At 48.5% G+C, this 13,445-nt stretch carries 12 protein-coding genes and 1 riboswitch; of the genes, 7 read left to right on the forward strand and 5 right to left on the reverse strand.

From position 1 onward, the window contains the following. On the forward strand, nt 1–481 hold a 481-nt coding region (locus Q1V74_RS04355; protein ID WP_300647220.1), incomplete at its 5' end, for a glycosyltransferase family 4 protein. A 62-nt stretch (nt 482–543) separates the two neighbouring features. Here the strand turns inward: Q1V74_RS04355 and speE are convergent. Next, a complete protein-coding gene (gene speE / locus Q1V74_RS04360) occupies nt 544–1,776 on the reverse strand; it encodes a polyamine aminopropyltransferase (protein WP_260651025.1) in 1,233 nt (410 codons plus the stop codon). 218 nt (nt 1,777–1,994) lie between these two features. Beyond that, the gene (locus Q1V74_RS04365) at nt 1,995–2,564 is read right to left on the reverse strand and encodes a TMEM165/GDT1 family protein (RefSeq protein WP_260651024.1); all 570 of its coding nucleotides are present in this window, start codon (nt 2,562–2,564) and stop codon (nt 1,995–1,997) included. A 7-nt stretch (nt 2,565–2,571) separates the two neighbouring features. After that, a riboswitch (yybP-ykoY riboswitch) is annotated at nt 2,572–2,753 on the reverse strand. Nucleotides 2,754–2,913: 160 nt separating this feature from the next. On the opposite strand from Q1V74_RS04365, the gene dsrO reads away from it, so the two are divergent. The 5 genes from dsrO (at nt 2,914) to Q1V74_RS04390 (ending at nt 9,068) form a co-directional block, all read left to right on the forward strand. Beyond that, entirely contained in the window at nt 2,914–3,681 is a 768-nt protein-coding gene (gene dsrO / locus Q1V74_RS04370; protein WP_300647221.1) for a sulfate reduction electron transfer complex DsrMKJOP subunit DsrO, read from the forward strand. Nucleotides 3,682–3,693: 12 nt separating this feature from the next. Then, nucleotides 3,694–4,734, forward strand: a complete 1,041-nt coding sequence (gene nrfD / locus Q1V74_RS04375; RefSeq protein WP_300647222.1) for an NrfD/PsrC family molybdoenzyme membrane anchor subunit — start codon at nt 3,694–3,696, stop codon at nt 4,732–4,734. Nucleotides 4,735–4,761: 27 nt separating this feature from the next. Next, on the forward strand, nt 4,762–7,911 hold the full coding sequence (locus Q1V74_RS04380) for a tetrathionate reductase subunit A (RefSeq protein WP_300647224.1): 3,150 nt from the start codon (nt 4,762–4,764) through the stop codon (nt 7,909–7,911). A 132-nt stretch (nt 7,912–8,043) separates the two neighbouring features. Then, nucleotides 8,044–8,640, forward strand: a complete 597-nt coding sequence (ribA, locus tag Q1V74_RS04385) for a GTP cyclohydrolase II (RefSeq protein WP_345369478.1) — start codon at nt 8,044–8,046, stop codon at nt 8,638–8,640. 50 nt (nt 8,641–8,690) lie between these two features. Continuing rightward, nucleotides 8,691–9,068 (forward strand): hypothetical protein, encoded by a 378-nt coding sequence (locus Q1V74_RS04390; protein ID WP_300647225.1) that lies wholly within the window; start codon nt 8,691–8,693, stop codon nt 9,066–9,068. A 40-nt stretch (nt 9,069–9,108) separates the two neighbouring features. Here the strand turns inward: Q1V74_RS04390 and purB are convergent, their stop codons facing one another. Next, nucleotides 9,109–10,485 carry an adenylosuccinate lyase gene (gene purB, locus Q1V74_RS04395; protein ID WP_300647226.1) on the reverse strand — a complete coding sequence of 459 codons (1,377 nt, stop codon included), beginning with the start codon at nt 10,483–10,485 and terminating at the stop codon, nt 9,109–9,111. Nucleotides 10,486–10,748: 263 nt separating this feature from the next. On the opposite strand from purB, the gene Q1V74_RS04400 reads away from it, so the two are divergent. After that, on the forward strand, nt 10,749–11,369 hold the full coding sequence (locus Q1V74_RS04400) for a glutathione S-transferase N-terminal domain-containing protein (RefSeq protein WP_260650927.1): 621 nt from the start codon (nt 10,749–10,751) through the stop codon (nt 11,367–11,369). Nucleotides 11,370–11,408: 39 nt separating this feature from the next. Here Q1V74_RS04400 and Q1V74_RS04405 read toward each other — a convergent pair whose 3' ends face one another. Both Q1V74_RS04405 and mnmA read right to left on the reverse strand, forming a co-directional pair. Then, entirely contained in the window at nt 11,409–12,227 is an 819-nt protein-coding gene (locus Q1V74_RS04405) for a sulfite exporter TauE/SafE family protein (protein ID WP_300647227.1), read from the reverse strand. A gap of 16 nt (nt 12,228–12,243) precedes the next feature. Further along, the gene (gene mnmA, locus Q1V74_RS04410; RefSeq protein ID WP_300647228.1) at nt 12,244–13,359 is read right to left on the reverse strand and encodes a tRNA 2-thiouridine(34) synthase MnmA; all 1,116 of its coding nucleotides are present in this window, start codon (nt 13,357–13,359) and stop codon (nt 12,244–12,246) included. Between the last annotated feature and the right edge of the window lie 86 nt (nt 13,360–13,445).

The raw sequence follows: 13,445 nt of genomic DNA on the forward strand, positions 1-13,445 counted from the left end.
GAAACTTTTAGTAGTTGGCCCCCCTCTAGCCTTTATTGAAAGTTATATAACACAGCTCTCACCTGAGCTCCAAGCCCGTGTACAGTTTGTTGAGCAGACTGAGTCCATCCACCCTTACTACGAGGCGGCCGATCTTTGTGTACACCCAACCTTAAACGATAGTTTTGGTATGGCTCCCCTAGAGGCAATGAGTTATGGGCTACCAGTGATTCTCAGCCAAGCCAAGTACTGTGGCTTCGCCCATCATGTACGACACCTGTACCAGGCGTGGGTATTAGAAGACCCCACGGATGCCCATGCTTTAGCACAAGCACTACAACAAGTGACACAAAACTCTGACTTACGACAAGACTTAGCCAGAAATGGACAACAGCTGGCGCTCACATTTAGCTGGCCACAAATTGCCCAACACTATCAACAACTCTATATCGAGATCTTGGCACACCGCCAGCATCACACAAAACCTAACCCTTTTGCTTGAGCAGCACAGCACATAAAAAAAGCCCACGGTATGTACCGTGGGCTTTAAACAAAGAGAGCGTATTAAGGCAACAGTTTTTGGTAATACGTAGGCAGTGCAAATAACGCCCCATGCACAGCAGGGTTGTAATATTGCAATGCATCCACACCACGCTCGGTTAAACGCTTTTCAACCTCTGCACTACTTAGCTGCGCTGGCTGTAATTGATCTGACACCACCGCCATCGCCCAATAAGCACCATATAAAGGAATATGTAAACCATAGGCACTGACATGTTTAAACACAGACTGCAACTCTGTGCTCAAACGCGTAATCTGCTCTGGCTCATAAAATGGTGCGCCCAGATGAATCACCATGGCTCCGCCTTCAGCAAGCACTTGGCGACAATCCTCAAAAAAAGCTTTAGTATACAGCGGACCAGCAGGCGTTTCAGGGTCTGTCAAATCCAATAAAACAATATCAAATTTGTCTTGGGTTTGTTTGACAAACTGAGCCCCATCACCCACGAGTACACGCGCTCGTGGATTATCCAACGAACCATGGTTAATGGCTTGTAAATGCGCTTTAGCTACTGCAATCACCTCTTCATCCAAATCTACTAACGTAGCGGACTCAATGGTGCTGTGCTTAAGCAGCTCCTCAAGCGCTCCGCCATCCCCACCGCCTAAAATTAAGGCATGACGCGGATTAGGATGAGCGACTGTAGCAGGATGTACGAGGCTCTCATGGTAGAAGAACTCCTCTTTTTCTGCGGTCATTAAGCAGCCATCCAAGCGCAATGTGACGCCCATATCCTCTGACTCGAGCAATTCCAAATGCTGGAATTTAGTCTGCTTGGATAATAGACGGCGTTTAAAGCGGAACCCATATACGCTATTAGGATTAAGATTTTCCCAAAGCAATTCCGCTTCGCTTGGCGCGTCATGATCACCACGAATCAACTGGTTACGTTGCAACTGCGTGGGTTTAAACGCTGCAATAATGCCATCAAGCAATTGCTGAGCTTTGCCAGAATTGTCATCGGTAAAATTACAAACGTAAACGTCTAGAGTGACGCCCCCACGTTCAGGCCAAGTATGAATGGCTAAGTGAGATTCGGCTAATAAAATCGCCCCTGTAACACCACCGGGTTCACCTTGGTATTCAGGAAACGTTACCCATTTTTCGCCCACAATCGTGAGCCCCGAACGCTCTGTCTCAGAACGACAGAGAGCGGCCAATGCATTTTCATCCACAAAGATGGAAGTGTCACCGGTGCATTGGTATAAATCTGCGGTAAGGTGCAGGCCTTGCATAGGAACAGCGCTCCTTGGTTAAAGGATCCCAGCCCCGGGATGGGGCTGAAAAAAGCCCGAAGCCAGTTGTTAACCGAAGTTAGACGATGACTTCACGAAAAACGTAGCATCATACAGCAATATATGCTTGGCATATATGCTTATGACATCAAAACAATAAGATAGCGGCAAATACGCCACGAATCGCTGCGTTTTATAGGAGTTTGAGCTATTTTGGATTACCACCAACCGATGGCACGCCCTAAAGCCAATACCCCTAACACAGCAAAAATCAGAGCGGCAATTGCATGTACAAGTCGTACAGGAATGGCGCCTGATATACGATCGCCCAGCACAACGGCTGGAACATTCGCAATCATCATGCCCAACGTCGTACCAATAACAACTTGAGCAAAAGATTGAAACTGTGCCGCTAAGGCTACGGTAGCAATTTGGGTTTTATCTCCCATCTCTGCTACAAAAAACGCTAGCAAGGTCGTAGTAAACACACCAAAACGAGCTAACTGAGCGTCTTCTTCGTCAAATTGATCGGGTATAAGCATCCAACCCGCCATCAGGATAAAACCTATCCCTAAAATCCAAGCCAAAGTCGTTGGCTCAAATAAACCAGGTAGCCACGCCCCAAGAGCGCCAGCTAACGCATGGTTAGCGAGTGTAGCAACTAAAATTCCAAGAATGATGGGCAAAGGGCGTCGGAAACGCGCTGCCAAAATAAAAGCGAGAAGTTGGGTTTTATCACCGATTTCAGCCAATGCCACAATACCGGTGGAAACGAGTAGGGCTTCCATTTGAATCATCTCCTGGCCGGTTTGTAGACGATTGACCGTATCGTTTCCCCGGCCAACATGGAAACGATACGGTCAAAGGTCTTGCCAGGCAGGGTGCTGCTAACGCCATGATCCAGTTGGGATCAAGTATGTTGACGTTAGCCTCTATACAAATCTGTTGTAGAGCGGCTACTCCCCAATGACGAAAGGGACTATAACGGATTATTTGCCCAATGTCTAATCAGCTCTTGACAAGTATCAAGGGCCATTAGGGTTTTTATGTATAAGCTTATAGCTGAAACTTAAATGAAAACCCGAAACGAAGACGCTACACACACATCGTTTCATTCTGCTTTCCAAAGGTAGAACTATGAGAAAAACGGTAAAAACAGAACAACTTCAACCGGGGAAACGTGGCTTTTTAAAGAACCTACTTGGCGTAGGAGCTGCAGCCACTGTTATCCCGATTAAACCCGTAGAGGCTGGTATTAATGATCAGCCCCCGCGCCGCCCCGGAATGACCGGAAAACGATTTGGCATGGTGGTAGATCTACGAAAATGCATTGGCTGTCAAGCCTGTACTGTCGGCTGCTCAATGGAAAACCAACCTCCTATTGGGCAATTTCGCACCACCGTTTTGCAATACGAGGTAGAAGAATACGATGATGGCTTACCTGCCATGTTTAACTTACCTCGTCTATGCAACCACTGTGAAAACCCACCTTGTGTGCCAGTTTGCCCCGTACAAGCCACTTTCCAACGCGATGACGGCATTGTATTGGTTGACAATGAACGCTGTGTGGGCTGCGCTTACTGTGTGCAAGCTTGCCCTTATGACGCTCGTTTTATTAACCATGAAACTCAAACTGCAGATAAATGTACTTTCTGTGAGCATCGCTTAGAAGTCGGTTTACTGCCCGCTTGTGTAGAAACCTGTGTAGGCGGCGCTCGTATTATTGGTGATCTCAATGACCCAAACAGCACCATCAACCAGATCCTTCAAGACAATGCGGGCGATGTAAAAGTCCTTAAACCCGATATGAAAACCGCACCACGTGTGTATTACATTGGCATGCCAGATGAGTTCGTCCATGGCGTTGAAGGCCAAACCAGTGTGCGCTTGGTCGCAGAATACTAAAAGGGTGGCACTATGAATATCATTGAAATCTTAACTCCCTCTTACGATGCCGCGTGGCTACCCTGGGCGGTACAATATTTTTTCCTCGTCGCCATGGCAACCACTGCTGCTATCACCGCCGCTTGTGTCGCTTTTACCCCTACCCACGCTGAAGCACGACGCTTACTACCTGCGGCGGTAACCGTTTTAGCTATGAGCGCTATTGCCGCCCCTGTAGCTTTACTTGCTGACCTACATCAACCCGCTCGTTTCTGGCATTTTTATGCCTATTTTACGCCTTGGTCATGGATGTCTATCGGTGCCGTATTGCTACCAATTTTCGTCACCCTCTCTTTGGCTTTTTGTTTGTTTTGGTGGCTACGTAAAGATCGATTGATGCAAATCACAGGTCTTGCCCTAATCCTATCTGCCATTTCCATCTTGGTGTACACCGGCGCTGAAATCATGATTGTGCGCTCGCGCCCCCTTTGGAATACCATTTTCTTGCCGATTAACTTTGCCTTAACCGGTTGGCTTTCAGCACTAGGTGCCATGCTCTTTGTTGGCCGCTGGTTACCCGGAGGCATGGCAGCTCTTCCTTCCTTGCTTATTCGTCGTTTAGGCTTGACCGCTTTACTACTACTCGGTTTATGTGGTGCGGGCTGGGTTGTCAGTGGTGTCGCTGGCCTAGATGCTTCTTTTCCAGCGGCTATGGAGTTATTTAGCACCTATCCTACTTGGCGTCTTAGCCTGCTAGCCTCTGTGATTCTCGCTGTTTTTTTACTCATTATGCTACGCGTACATCCTCATCGCTTATGCAGTCCAATGCACTCTTTAGTGTGCAGTATCACCATGATGGCCGCCGCTTGGGTCTTCCGCTGGATTGTACTCATGAGTGTCCAAGGCGTGCCTAAATATGGCGCAGGTCTCTATCTGCATAGTATGCCCTGGGGCAGTAATGGTCTATTAGGCATCATTGGCGTCTTTGGGCTTTGTACAGCCCTCCTTGCCATGATCACCTGGTTCTTAGACCGCTACCCAACGCTCAGTGCTTTACGCCCTACCGCTGCTTAATAAATCACTACACACGGAATTCATAACATGAGTAAGCAAAACAAACCCAATAACGACCGCCGCAAATTGCTGAAACACGGTTCTTTAGCTGCAGGCGGGGTCGCTGCCTTTGCCGCAGGTTATGCTGATACAGTCGTCAATGCAGTGAAAGGCTTCACCCAAGGCTCTGCCGGACACCCACCTAAACACGCTGTTCGAGGCAACTCTCTAACCCCCGAATTCACCATTGATGAAAAAACCGGTGAGTTACGCACCCAACCCGGTCAGGTTGTCAGCCCTTCCTTATGCTTAGGCTGTTGGACCCAATGTGGGGTACGGGTTCGCGTGGATCAAGAAAATAACCAAATCTTACGTATTGCAGGTAACCCATACCACCCTCTGGCCACCACCAAGCCCGCTCCCATGGAGCTACCCGTACGCGAGGTCTACGCTAAACTAGGCACAGAATATGGTCTAGAAGGCCGCGCTACATCTTGTGCACGTGGTAGTGCCATGCAAGAACAAGTGGACAACCCCTATCGTGTGCTCACTCCTTTAAAACGTGTTGGTAAACGCGGCGAAGGCAAGTGGCAAAGCATTAGCTTTGAACAGCTGATTGAAGAGGTGTGCGAGGGGGGTGACTTATTTGGCGAGGGTCATGTTGATGGCTTACGCGCTATTTTTGATCGCGAAACCCTTATTGATCCCAATAACCCCGAGTTTGGTCCACTTTCTAACCAACTCATTGTGACCGATGCCGGTAACGAAGGTCGAACACCGCTCATCCGTCGCTTTGCCGAGCAGTCATTTGGGACAATGAACCGCGCTAATCATGGCTCTTACTGTGGGCAAAGCTTCCGTATCGGTGCAGGCCAAGCTCTAGGCGATGTTCGTGGTATGCCCCATGGCAAACCCGATTGGTCCAATGCCCTTTTTGGCTTATTTATTGGCGCAGCGCCGGCCCAGTCTGGTAACCCTTTCCAACGCCAAGGTCGCGAACTAGCCGAGGCTCGCTCTCGCAAAGAAAACACATTCAAATACGTGGTTGTCTCGCCCGTTTTACCCACCTCGTCTAGCCTTGCCTCTGGCTCTGGCAACCGTTGGTTAGCGATCAAACCCGCTACCGACTTAGCCCTAGTAATGGCAATGCTACGCTGGATGTTAGAAAACGAGCGTTTTGATGCCGTGATGCTGTCACAACCCGGGCCAGAAGCCATGAAAGCCGCGGGCGAAGCCTCTTGGTGTAATGCCACACACTTACTCATTAACGATCCCAACCACCCTCGCTATGGTACTTTTTTACGTGGCTCAGACTTAGGCTGGCCCATTAATGAGGTCGCCGAGGGCGAGGAGCAACCTGAAGACGTCTATGTGGTTCAACGCGCAGACGGTTCTTTAGCTCCCCACACAATCATTGAAGCCGCCGAGCTCTTTGTAGAAAAAGAAATTACCGCTATAGGCTTGGGTGCTCAGCCTGTTAAAGTGTGTACCTCTTTAGCCAAACTACGTGAAGAATCACAACGCATGAGCTTCGAAGAGTACAGCGCCATTTGCGGTGTCTCCGTGCAAGATATCCAAGAGCTTGCCGAGGAGTTCACTAGCTATGGCAAACGAGCTGTGGTCGATGCTCACGGGGGCACCATGAGCGGCTCTGGCTTTTATACTGCTTATGCAATCGCCATGCTCAATACTCTGGTAGGTAACCTAAACGTAAAAGGGGGATTGGTTTTAGATGCAGGCCCATTTGGCCCATTTGGCCCAGGCCCACGCTATGACTTCCGCTTCAAAGGTCAAGCTCAACCCAAAGGCTTAGCGCTTTCACGCAACCGCATGGCTTACGAACAGTCCTCTGAATATAAGCGCCGAGTTGCAGCCGGAGAAAACCCCTATCCCGCCCCAGCACCCTGGTATCCAATCGTTGGGGGGGCGCTCAGTTCCGAACTGATCGCTTCTGGTATGGCTGGCTACCCATACAAAGCTAAAGCTTGGATCAACCACATGGGGAACTTTCTCTATGGAGTAGCGGGCATGCGCAACGCTATGTATGAAGACCTTTGTGACCCCAAAAAGCTTCCTCTGATTGTTTGTATTGAGCCCTTTATCAACGAGACCAGTGCCATCGCTGATTATATTGTGCCCGATACCGTTACCTACGAAAGCTGGGGGGTTTCCGCACCATGGGCTGACGTGATCGCTAAAACCTCCACCGTACGCTGGCCTGTGGTCGAACCCAAAGTAAGCCGCACCGCCGATGGACAACCTATTTCATTAGAAAGCTTTCTCATCGCTGTAGCTAAGCGCATTGGTATGCCCGGCTTTGGAGAGGATGCCATTGGTGAGCCCAATAGCGACAAACGCTATCCCTTAAATAGTGCTGCTGACTTCTATATTCGCGGCTTTGCAAACATCGCCTATGGCATGAAACGCCCCGTGCAAGACGCCACTGACGACGATATGGCGCTAACAGGGGTCGATCGATATGCGGACACCATTAAAGATCGCGTCAAAGACGAAGAATGGCGCAAAGTGGCTACCGTTATGTGTCGCGGGGGACGCTTTGACAAAGTCGAAGACGCCTGGGATGAAGGCAAAGGGCATCTGAAACATGCGCATCCACATATGCTACCGGTTTGGGATGAAAAACTATTCCAATCCAAGCATGCGCTTACTGGCGAAAACAACAGTGGCTGCCCAACCTGGTACCCGACACGTTTGGCCGATGGCACACCGATGCGTGAGGCGTTCTCTGAGTCCGAATGGCCATTTTTAATGAGCTCTTACAAGTCTAATCTGATGAGTTCTATTTCCATTGCCGTCGACCGTCTACGCCAAGTCCACCCACATAACCCTATCTCCATTAACCGCGAGGATGCAAACGAGTTAGGAATTAAAAATGGGGAGCGCATCCGCCTGGTGACCCCAGGAAACTCTGTCGAAGGAGTGGCCATGATCCGAGACGGCGTGATGCGTGGTGCCATAGCCATTGAACATGGATACGGACACAAAGAACTTGGCGCACGAGCCCATACAATCGATGGCAAAGCCATGCCCCATAATCCTGCCTTAGCAGCGGGGGTAAATATCAACGACCTGGGGTTCCGCGATACCACTCGTGGTGATCATAATAACGTGTGGATTGATTGGGTATCTGGAGCCGTAGTGCGTCAAGGCCTGCCCGCCCGCATCGAAAAAATCTAATATTTCCCCAGTCTTACCATGGAGAAGCACCCCGAGCCCCTGTCGGGGTGCTTTTTTATCTCTCATAATGCTATATTAAGCTCAAATCAAGAATCCGGCATCTTCTCTTTTTGCTTTCATTGGACCACTGTTTTGTTAAATTACGTCACATCTAGTCGTTTACCCACGCCTTGGGCTAATTTCACCCTTTCTGTTTTTTTAGAAAAAGCGACACAAAAAGAACATTTGGTGATTTCGCTCGGAGACTTAAGCACTCCAGAGCCGGTTTTATTACGTCTGCACTCAGAGTGTCTCACCGGGGATGCGTTATTCAGTTTACGTTGTGATTGTGGCCCACAACTGGAAAAAGCCTTACAACGTATCGCCGACGAAGGCAGAGGGGCAATTTTATATTTACGCCAAGAAGGTCGAGGCATTGGTCTTATCAATAAAATACGTGCTTACCATCTGCAGGATCAAGGGGCCGACACAGTCGAAGCCAATGAGCAGCTAGGCTTTCATGCCGATGAAAGAAATTACGAACTCATACGCCCCATGTTGGATTATTTCAATATCAAAACCATTCGGCTAATGACTAATAATCCTCGCAAAGTCAAAGCGCTTGAGGATTTAGGTTATACCGTCACAGAGCGTATCGAGCATCGTATTGAGCCAAACCCCTATAATCGCTATTACTTACACACCAAAGCGCTTAAGCTTGGCCATTTTTTAGACGAGCCCGAGGCCTAAGCGCTCTGTCTTCATTCTCACCACCAATCCAAGTCCATAAGGAGACAAGTATGTGGCTACGTTGGATAAGTCTTAGTAGTGCGGCGCTACTGCTACAAGCCTGTGCCCTACCTACTACCACCGAAACCATCCCTTTACCGTTTCAAGCACTAGGCAATGAGCCAGGTTGGTCTGTTGTCATTAGCCCAGACCACCAAGCAACCATTACACTCGACTATGGTGAACAACAGCTTGATCTGCTCTTACCCCCTGCTCAAGTCACCTACGCAGGTACACATTATCGTGCCGAATACCAAGATCAACCCTTTGCTTTAGATATTATCTTTAATACCTGTAGCGACACCATGAGTGACGCCTCCTATCCTTATGAAACGCGACTCGAAATTTTAGGTAAGCAGTATCAGGGCTGTGGCCGCCCTGCCCCATAAAAAAAGCCCAACTCCATGGAGTTGGGCTTTTTCATAGGATTTAAATCTGCCGTGCTAACTGCGCTGCCAATCCGATGTAACTACGCGGTGTCATTGCCAGTAATTCTGCTTTGGCTTGTTCTGGTAGATCTAAGCCAGAGATAAATTCGCGCAAACCCGCTTCGTTGATCCCCTTACCACGGGTGAGCGCTTTAAGTTGCTCATAGGGGTTCTCTAAACCATAACGACGCATTACCGTTTGCACAGGCTCAGCTAAGACTTCCCAACAACTGTCTAAATCAGCATCAATAGCTGCGGCATTTAACTCCAGTTTACCTAAACCACGCAAACAAGCGTCGTAAGCCACAAGGCTATAACCCAAACCAACGCCTAAATTACGTAATACGGTGGAGTCGGTTAAATCACGTTGCCAACGCGAAACTGGTAGTTTTTCAGACAAATGGCGTAATACCGCATTCGCTAAGCCCAGATTCCCTTCAGAGTTTTCAAAATCGATGGGATTGACCTTGTGTGGCATAGTGGAAGAGCCAATCTCACCCTCTTTAAGACGCTGCTTGAAATAACCCAGCGCAATGTATCCCCAAATATCACGGTTAAAATCAAGCAAGATCGTATTCGCACGAGCGATCGCATCAAAAAGCTGTGCCATCCAATCGTGGGGTTCAATCTGGATCGTATGCGTGTTTTGTACCAAGCCCAAACCGCTTAACACGTTTTGGCTAAAAGCAGGCCAATCGATTTCAGGATACGCACTCAGATGAGCATTATAGTTACCCGTAGCACCGTTCATTTTTGCCAAAGGCTCAACAGCCGCTATGGCATCGATAGCACGTTGTAAACGAGCAGCGACGTTCGCGAACTCTTTACCCATGGTAGTGGGGCTGGCTGGCTGGCCATGTGTACGAGACAGCAACGGCTGATCTGCATAATCATGGGCCTTAGCTTTGATATCATCACAAACACGCTGCAAAGTCGGTAGAATCACTTGCTCCCGGGCACGAATCAGCATTAATGCATGTGAGGTATTATTAATGTCTTCAGACGTGCAAGCAAAGTGAATAAATTCCGCCGCCGCCTTTAGTTCAGCGTCATCCTGAACTTGTTCCTTTAGCCAGTACTCAACCGCTTTTACATCATGGTTGGTCACACGCTCGATGTCTTTGATGCGCTGGGCATCGGCTTCGGAAAACTGCGTCACAATCGCATTAAGGCGCGCCGTAGCCTCAGCACTAAACGCGGGCAACTCAGGTAGCCCCGCCTGCGACAAAGCAATCAGCCAAGCAATTTCGACTTCTACACGATGGGCCATGAAACCCGCTTCAGACAATAAACCACGTAAAGAGTTACCGCGGCTTGCATAACGCCCATCAAGTGGGGACAACGCATTTAAAGGAGTTAGTTGATCTGCGATTTGCATGATAGTTAGGGATAAAAATAACGAAAACCTTATTCTACCATTGCCTCCCTCTAAAAAACCGTTCCTCTCTTTGATAGCCCTAGAAACCAAAAGCACAAAATGGCATAAAAATCCAGCTCTTAATCCTTTTAAAGACAATTCATGACATATAAACCACAAAAATCGCCTAAAGCTTAAACCCAAGGCAAAATACTGCTATTACACCCAGTTTTTTAGGTGGTTCTTGCTATACTTTTTGTGCTTGCAACTCACTCTTTCTTTCTATGAAACTTCTAGGTTCACTTACCAGCCCATACGTGCGTAAGGTTCGCGTAGTGATGGCAGAGAAAAAACTCGACTATGAGCTCGTCCTCGAGGACGTGTGGGCCGATGATTCGATCATTCAACAACACAATCCTCTGGGCAAAATCCCTTGTCTAATTATGGACGATTACGGCAGCTTATTTGATTCCCGCGTGATTGTGGAATACTTAGACACGCTATCGCCCGTAGGCCGGCTGCTGCCTCAGTCGGGACGTGAGCGTGCCACAACCAAAGCATGGGAAGCGGTAGCTGATGGCATCATGGATGCTGCCGTCACTATTCATACCGAATACACTCGACGCACAACTGCCCAACAAAGCACCGACTGGATTCGTCGTCAAGAAAGCAAAATCCAAGCGGCGCTGGATTATATGGAAAATGAGCTACCCGAAGACATGCCATACTGCACGGGTATTAATATAAGCCTAGCCGATATCGCCGTTGGCTGCGCTCTGGGCTATTTAGATCTACGCTTCCCTAAGCTTGAGTGGCGCCAACACTACGAAAAGCTTGCCCTGTTAATGGAAAAACTAGAAACACGTCCCTCTTTCCAAAGCACAGCAGCCCCCGTCTCAAATTAAAAAAAAGGACTATGTGAACATAGTCCTTTTTTCCTTTATTTACCCCACATGCACACGTATGGTCTCTATAAGCATCTGTATAGCTAAGACTAACAACATAGAGGCAAAGATCCGCTTTAACGTTTTTACGGGTAAGCGATGAGCAAGCTTAGCCCCAAACGGAGCCGTTAACATGCTTAACGCCGTTAAAACCAATAACGCAGGCCAGTAAATATAGCCAATCATTTTTAAATCAGCACTGGTATACTGCGCCCCCGACCAGATATATCCAATACCGTTTGCTACCGCAATAAAAAAACCAAGCGCTGCGGATGTAGCAATGGCCTTAGGCATGGGAATGTTGGCTCTTACCATAAACGGCACGGATAAAAAGCCTCCGCCTGCCCCTAACAAGCCGGACACAAAACCTACCACCCCACCAAAAGCGGTAACTACCCAAGGCTTGGGCAGCGTATTGGCTGCAGGCGGGGGGGTATTACGAAACATTTTCAAAGCCGAATACACCACAAAAGCAGCAAAAATAATCGCCAATACTAAGCCATTAATATAAGCAAACACGGCGCCACCAGAAAGCAAACCACCAATCAGTAGCCCAGGCACCATTAAGCGCACAATATCCCAGCGAATTGCACCATGCGCGTGGTGGGCACGCATGCTCGATAACGACGTAAAAACAATGGTGGCCATCGCCGTGGCAATGGCGGCATGTACCGCAATCAAAGGCGGCACACCAAGTTTAGGTAAAAGAAAATTCAGAAAAGGCACAAGAATCATGCCACCGCCAATCCCAAGCAATCCAGCGGAAAATCCGACAAAAGCTCCTAGGACAGCAAAACCAACTAAAAAAACCGGATCCATTTTTATTGACTACCCACTATTGAATAATACCGCCGCCTAAACACACATCACCATCGTAAAGCACCACAGATTGACCCGGCGTCACCGCCCACTGAGCTTGCTCAAAATACAAAGCTAGGGTTTGTTGATCGGCGGAGATAAGGCGACATGCCGCATCGTTTTGGCGATACCGCGTTTTAGCAGCATAATCGGTTCCTTGCGGCGCCGACCCAGCAATCCAGCTCACATTTTCTGCTCGTAGCTCGTGCTGTAATAACCAAGGGTGGTCATGCCCCTGTACCACATATAAAGTATTATTTTTTAGATCCTTACGCGCGGCATACCAAGCTTCTGCCGTTCCGTCTTCTCGCTGTTTGCCTTTAATGCCGCCTATGCCTAAGCCTTTGCGTTGCCCATAGGTATAAAAAGCCAAGCCAATATGCTCGCCAACAATTTGCCCCTCGTCTGTTTTAATGGGACCTGGCTGAGTGGGTAAGTAACGATTCAAAAACTCTCTAAAAGGACGCTCACCAATAAAACAAATCCCAGTGGAGTCTTTTTTCTTAGCATTAGGCAACTGTAGCTGTGCAGCGATATCACGTACCTGTGTTTTTTTAATTTCCCCCAATGGAAACAAAGTGCGTGAAAGCTGGTCTTGATTTAAGCGATGCAAAAAATAACTTTGATCTTTGGTCGCATCTAGACCTTTCAGCAATTGATATTGCTTGCCATTAGGTGTGTCCACTGCGCGCACACGTGCATAGTGCCCCGTCGCGATGCGCTCGGCGCCTAAGCTCATAGCATGGTCTAAAAAGGCCTTGAATTTAATTTCAGCATTACACAACACATCGGGGTTGGGAGTACGACCAGCCGTGTATTCGCGCAAAAACTCTGCAAAAACACGATCTTTATATTCCGCAGCAAAATTCACGGCCTCGATTTCTATACCGAGCAGATCCGCGACACTGGCCGCATCCAGCCAGTCTTGACGACTGGAGCAATACTCACTGTCGTCATCATCTTCCCAGTTTTTCATAAAAAGGCCTATCACCTCGTAGCCTTGTTGCTTGAGCAGCCAAGCAGATACCGAAGAGTCCACCCCTCCGGAAAGACCGATGACTACACGCCCTTTAGCGCCTGTTGAAGCTTTCATTATTCCTACTCACATAAAAGGCAACGCTGCCCTAATATTATTAAATGCCACCTATTGTACTCGCATCCTAATCTGGACTGCAGCCT

Source organism: Paenalcaligenes sp., assembly GCF_030152715.1.
Lineage (GTDB): Bacteria > Pseudomonadota > Gammaproteobacteria > Burkholderiales > Burkholderiaceae_B > Paenalcaligenes > Paenalcaligenes hermetiae.

What these genes read in the sequence shown, in the direction of transcription:
- speE (WP_260651025.1), bottom strand. Translation starts at nt 1,776, where the DNA reads ATGCAAGGCCTGCACCTTACCGCAGATTTATACCAATGCACCGGTGAC.
- Q1V74_RS04365 (WP_260651024.1), bottom strand. Translation starts at nt 2,564, where the DNA reads ATGGAAGCCCTACTCGTTTCCACCGGTATTGTGGCATTGGCTGAAATC.
- dsrO (WP_300647221.1), top strand. Translation starts at nt 2,914, where the DNA reads ATGAGAAAAACGGTAAAAACAGAACAACTTCAACCGGGGAAACGTGGC.
- nrfD (WP_300647222.1), top strand. Translation starts at nt 3,694, where the DNA reads ATGAATATCATTGAAATCTTAACTCCCTCTTACGATGCCGCGTGGCTA.
- Q1V74_RS04380 (WP_300647224.1), top strand. Translation starts at nt 4,762, where the DNA reads ATGAGTAAGCAAAACAAACCCAATAACGACCGCCGCAAATTGCTGAAA.
- Q1V74_RS04390 (WP_300647225.1), top strand. Translation starts at nt 8,691, where the DNA reads ATGTGGCTACGTTGGATAAGTCTTAGTAGTGCGGCGCTACTGCTACAA.
- purB (WP_300647226.1), bottom strand. Translation starts at nt 10,485, where the DNA reads ATGCAAATCGCAGATCAACTAACTCCTTTAAATGCGTTGTCCCCACTT.
- Q1V74_RS04400 (WP_260650927.1), top strand. Translation starts at nt 10,749, where the DNA reads ATGAAACTTCTAGGTTCACTTACCAGCCCATACGTGCGTAAGGTTCGC.
- Q1V74_RS04405 (WP_300647227.1), bottom strand. Translation starts at nt 12,227, where the DNA reads ATGGATCCGGTTTTTTTAGTTGGTTTTGCTGTCCTAGGAGCTTTTGTC.
- mnmA (WP_300647228.1), bottom strand. Translation starts at nt 13,359, where the DNA reads ATGAAAGCTTCAACAGGCGCTAAAGGGCGTGTAGTCATCGGTCTTTCC.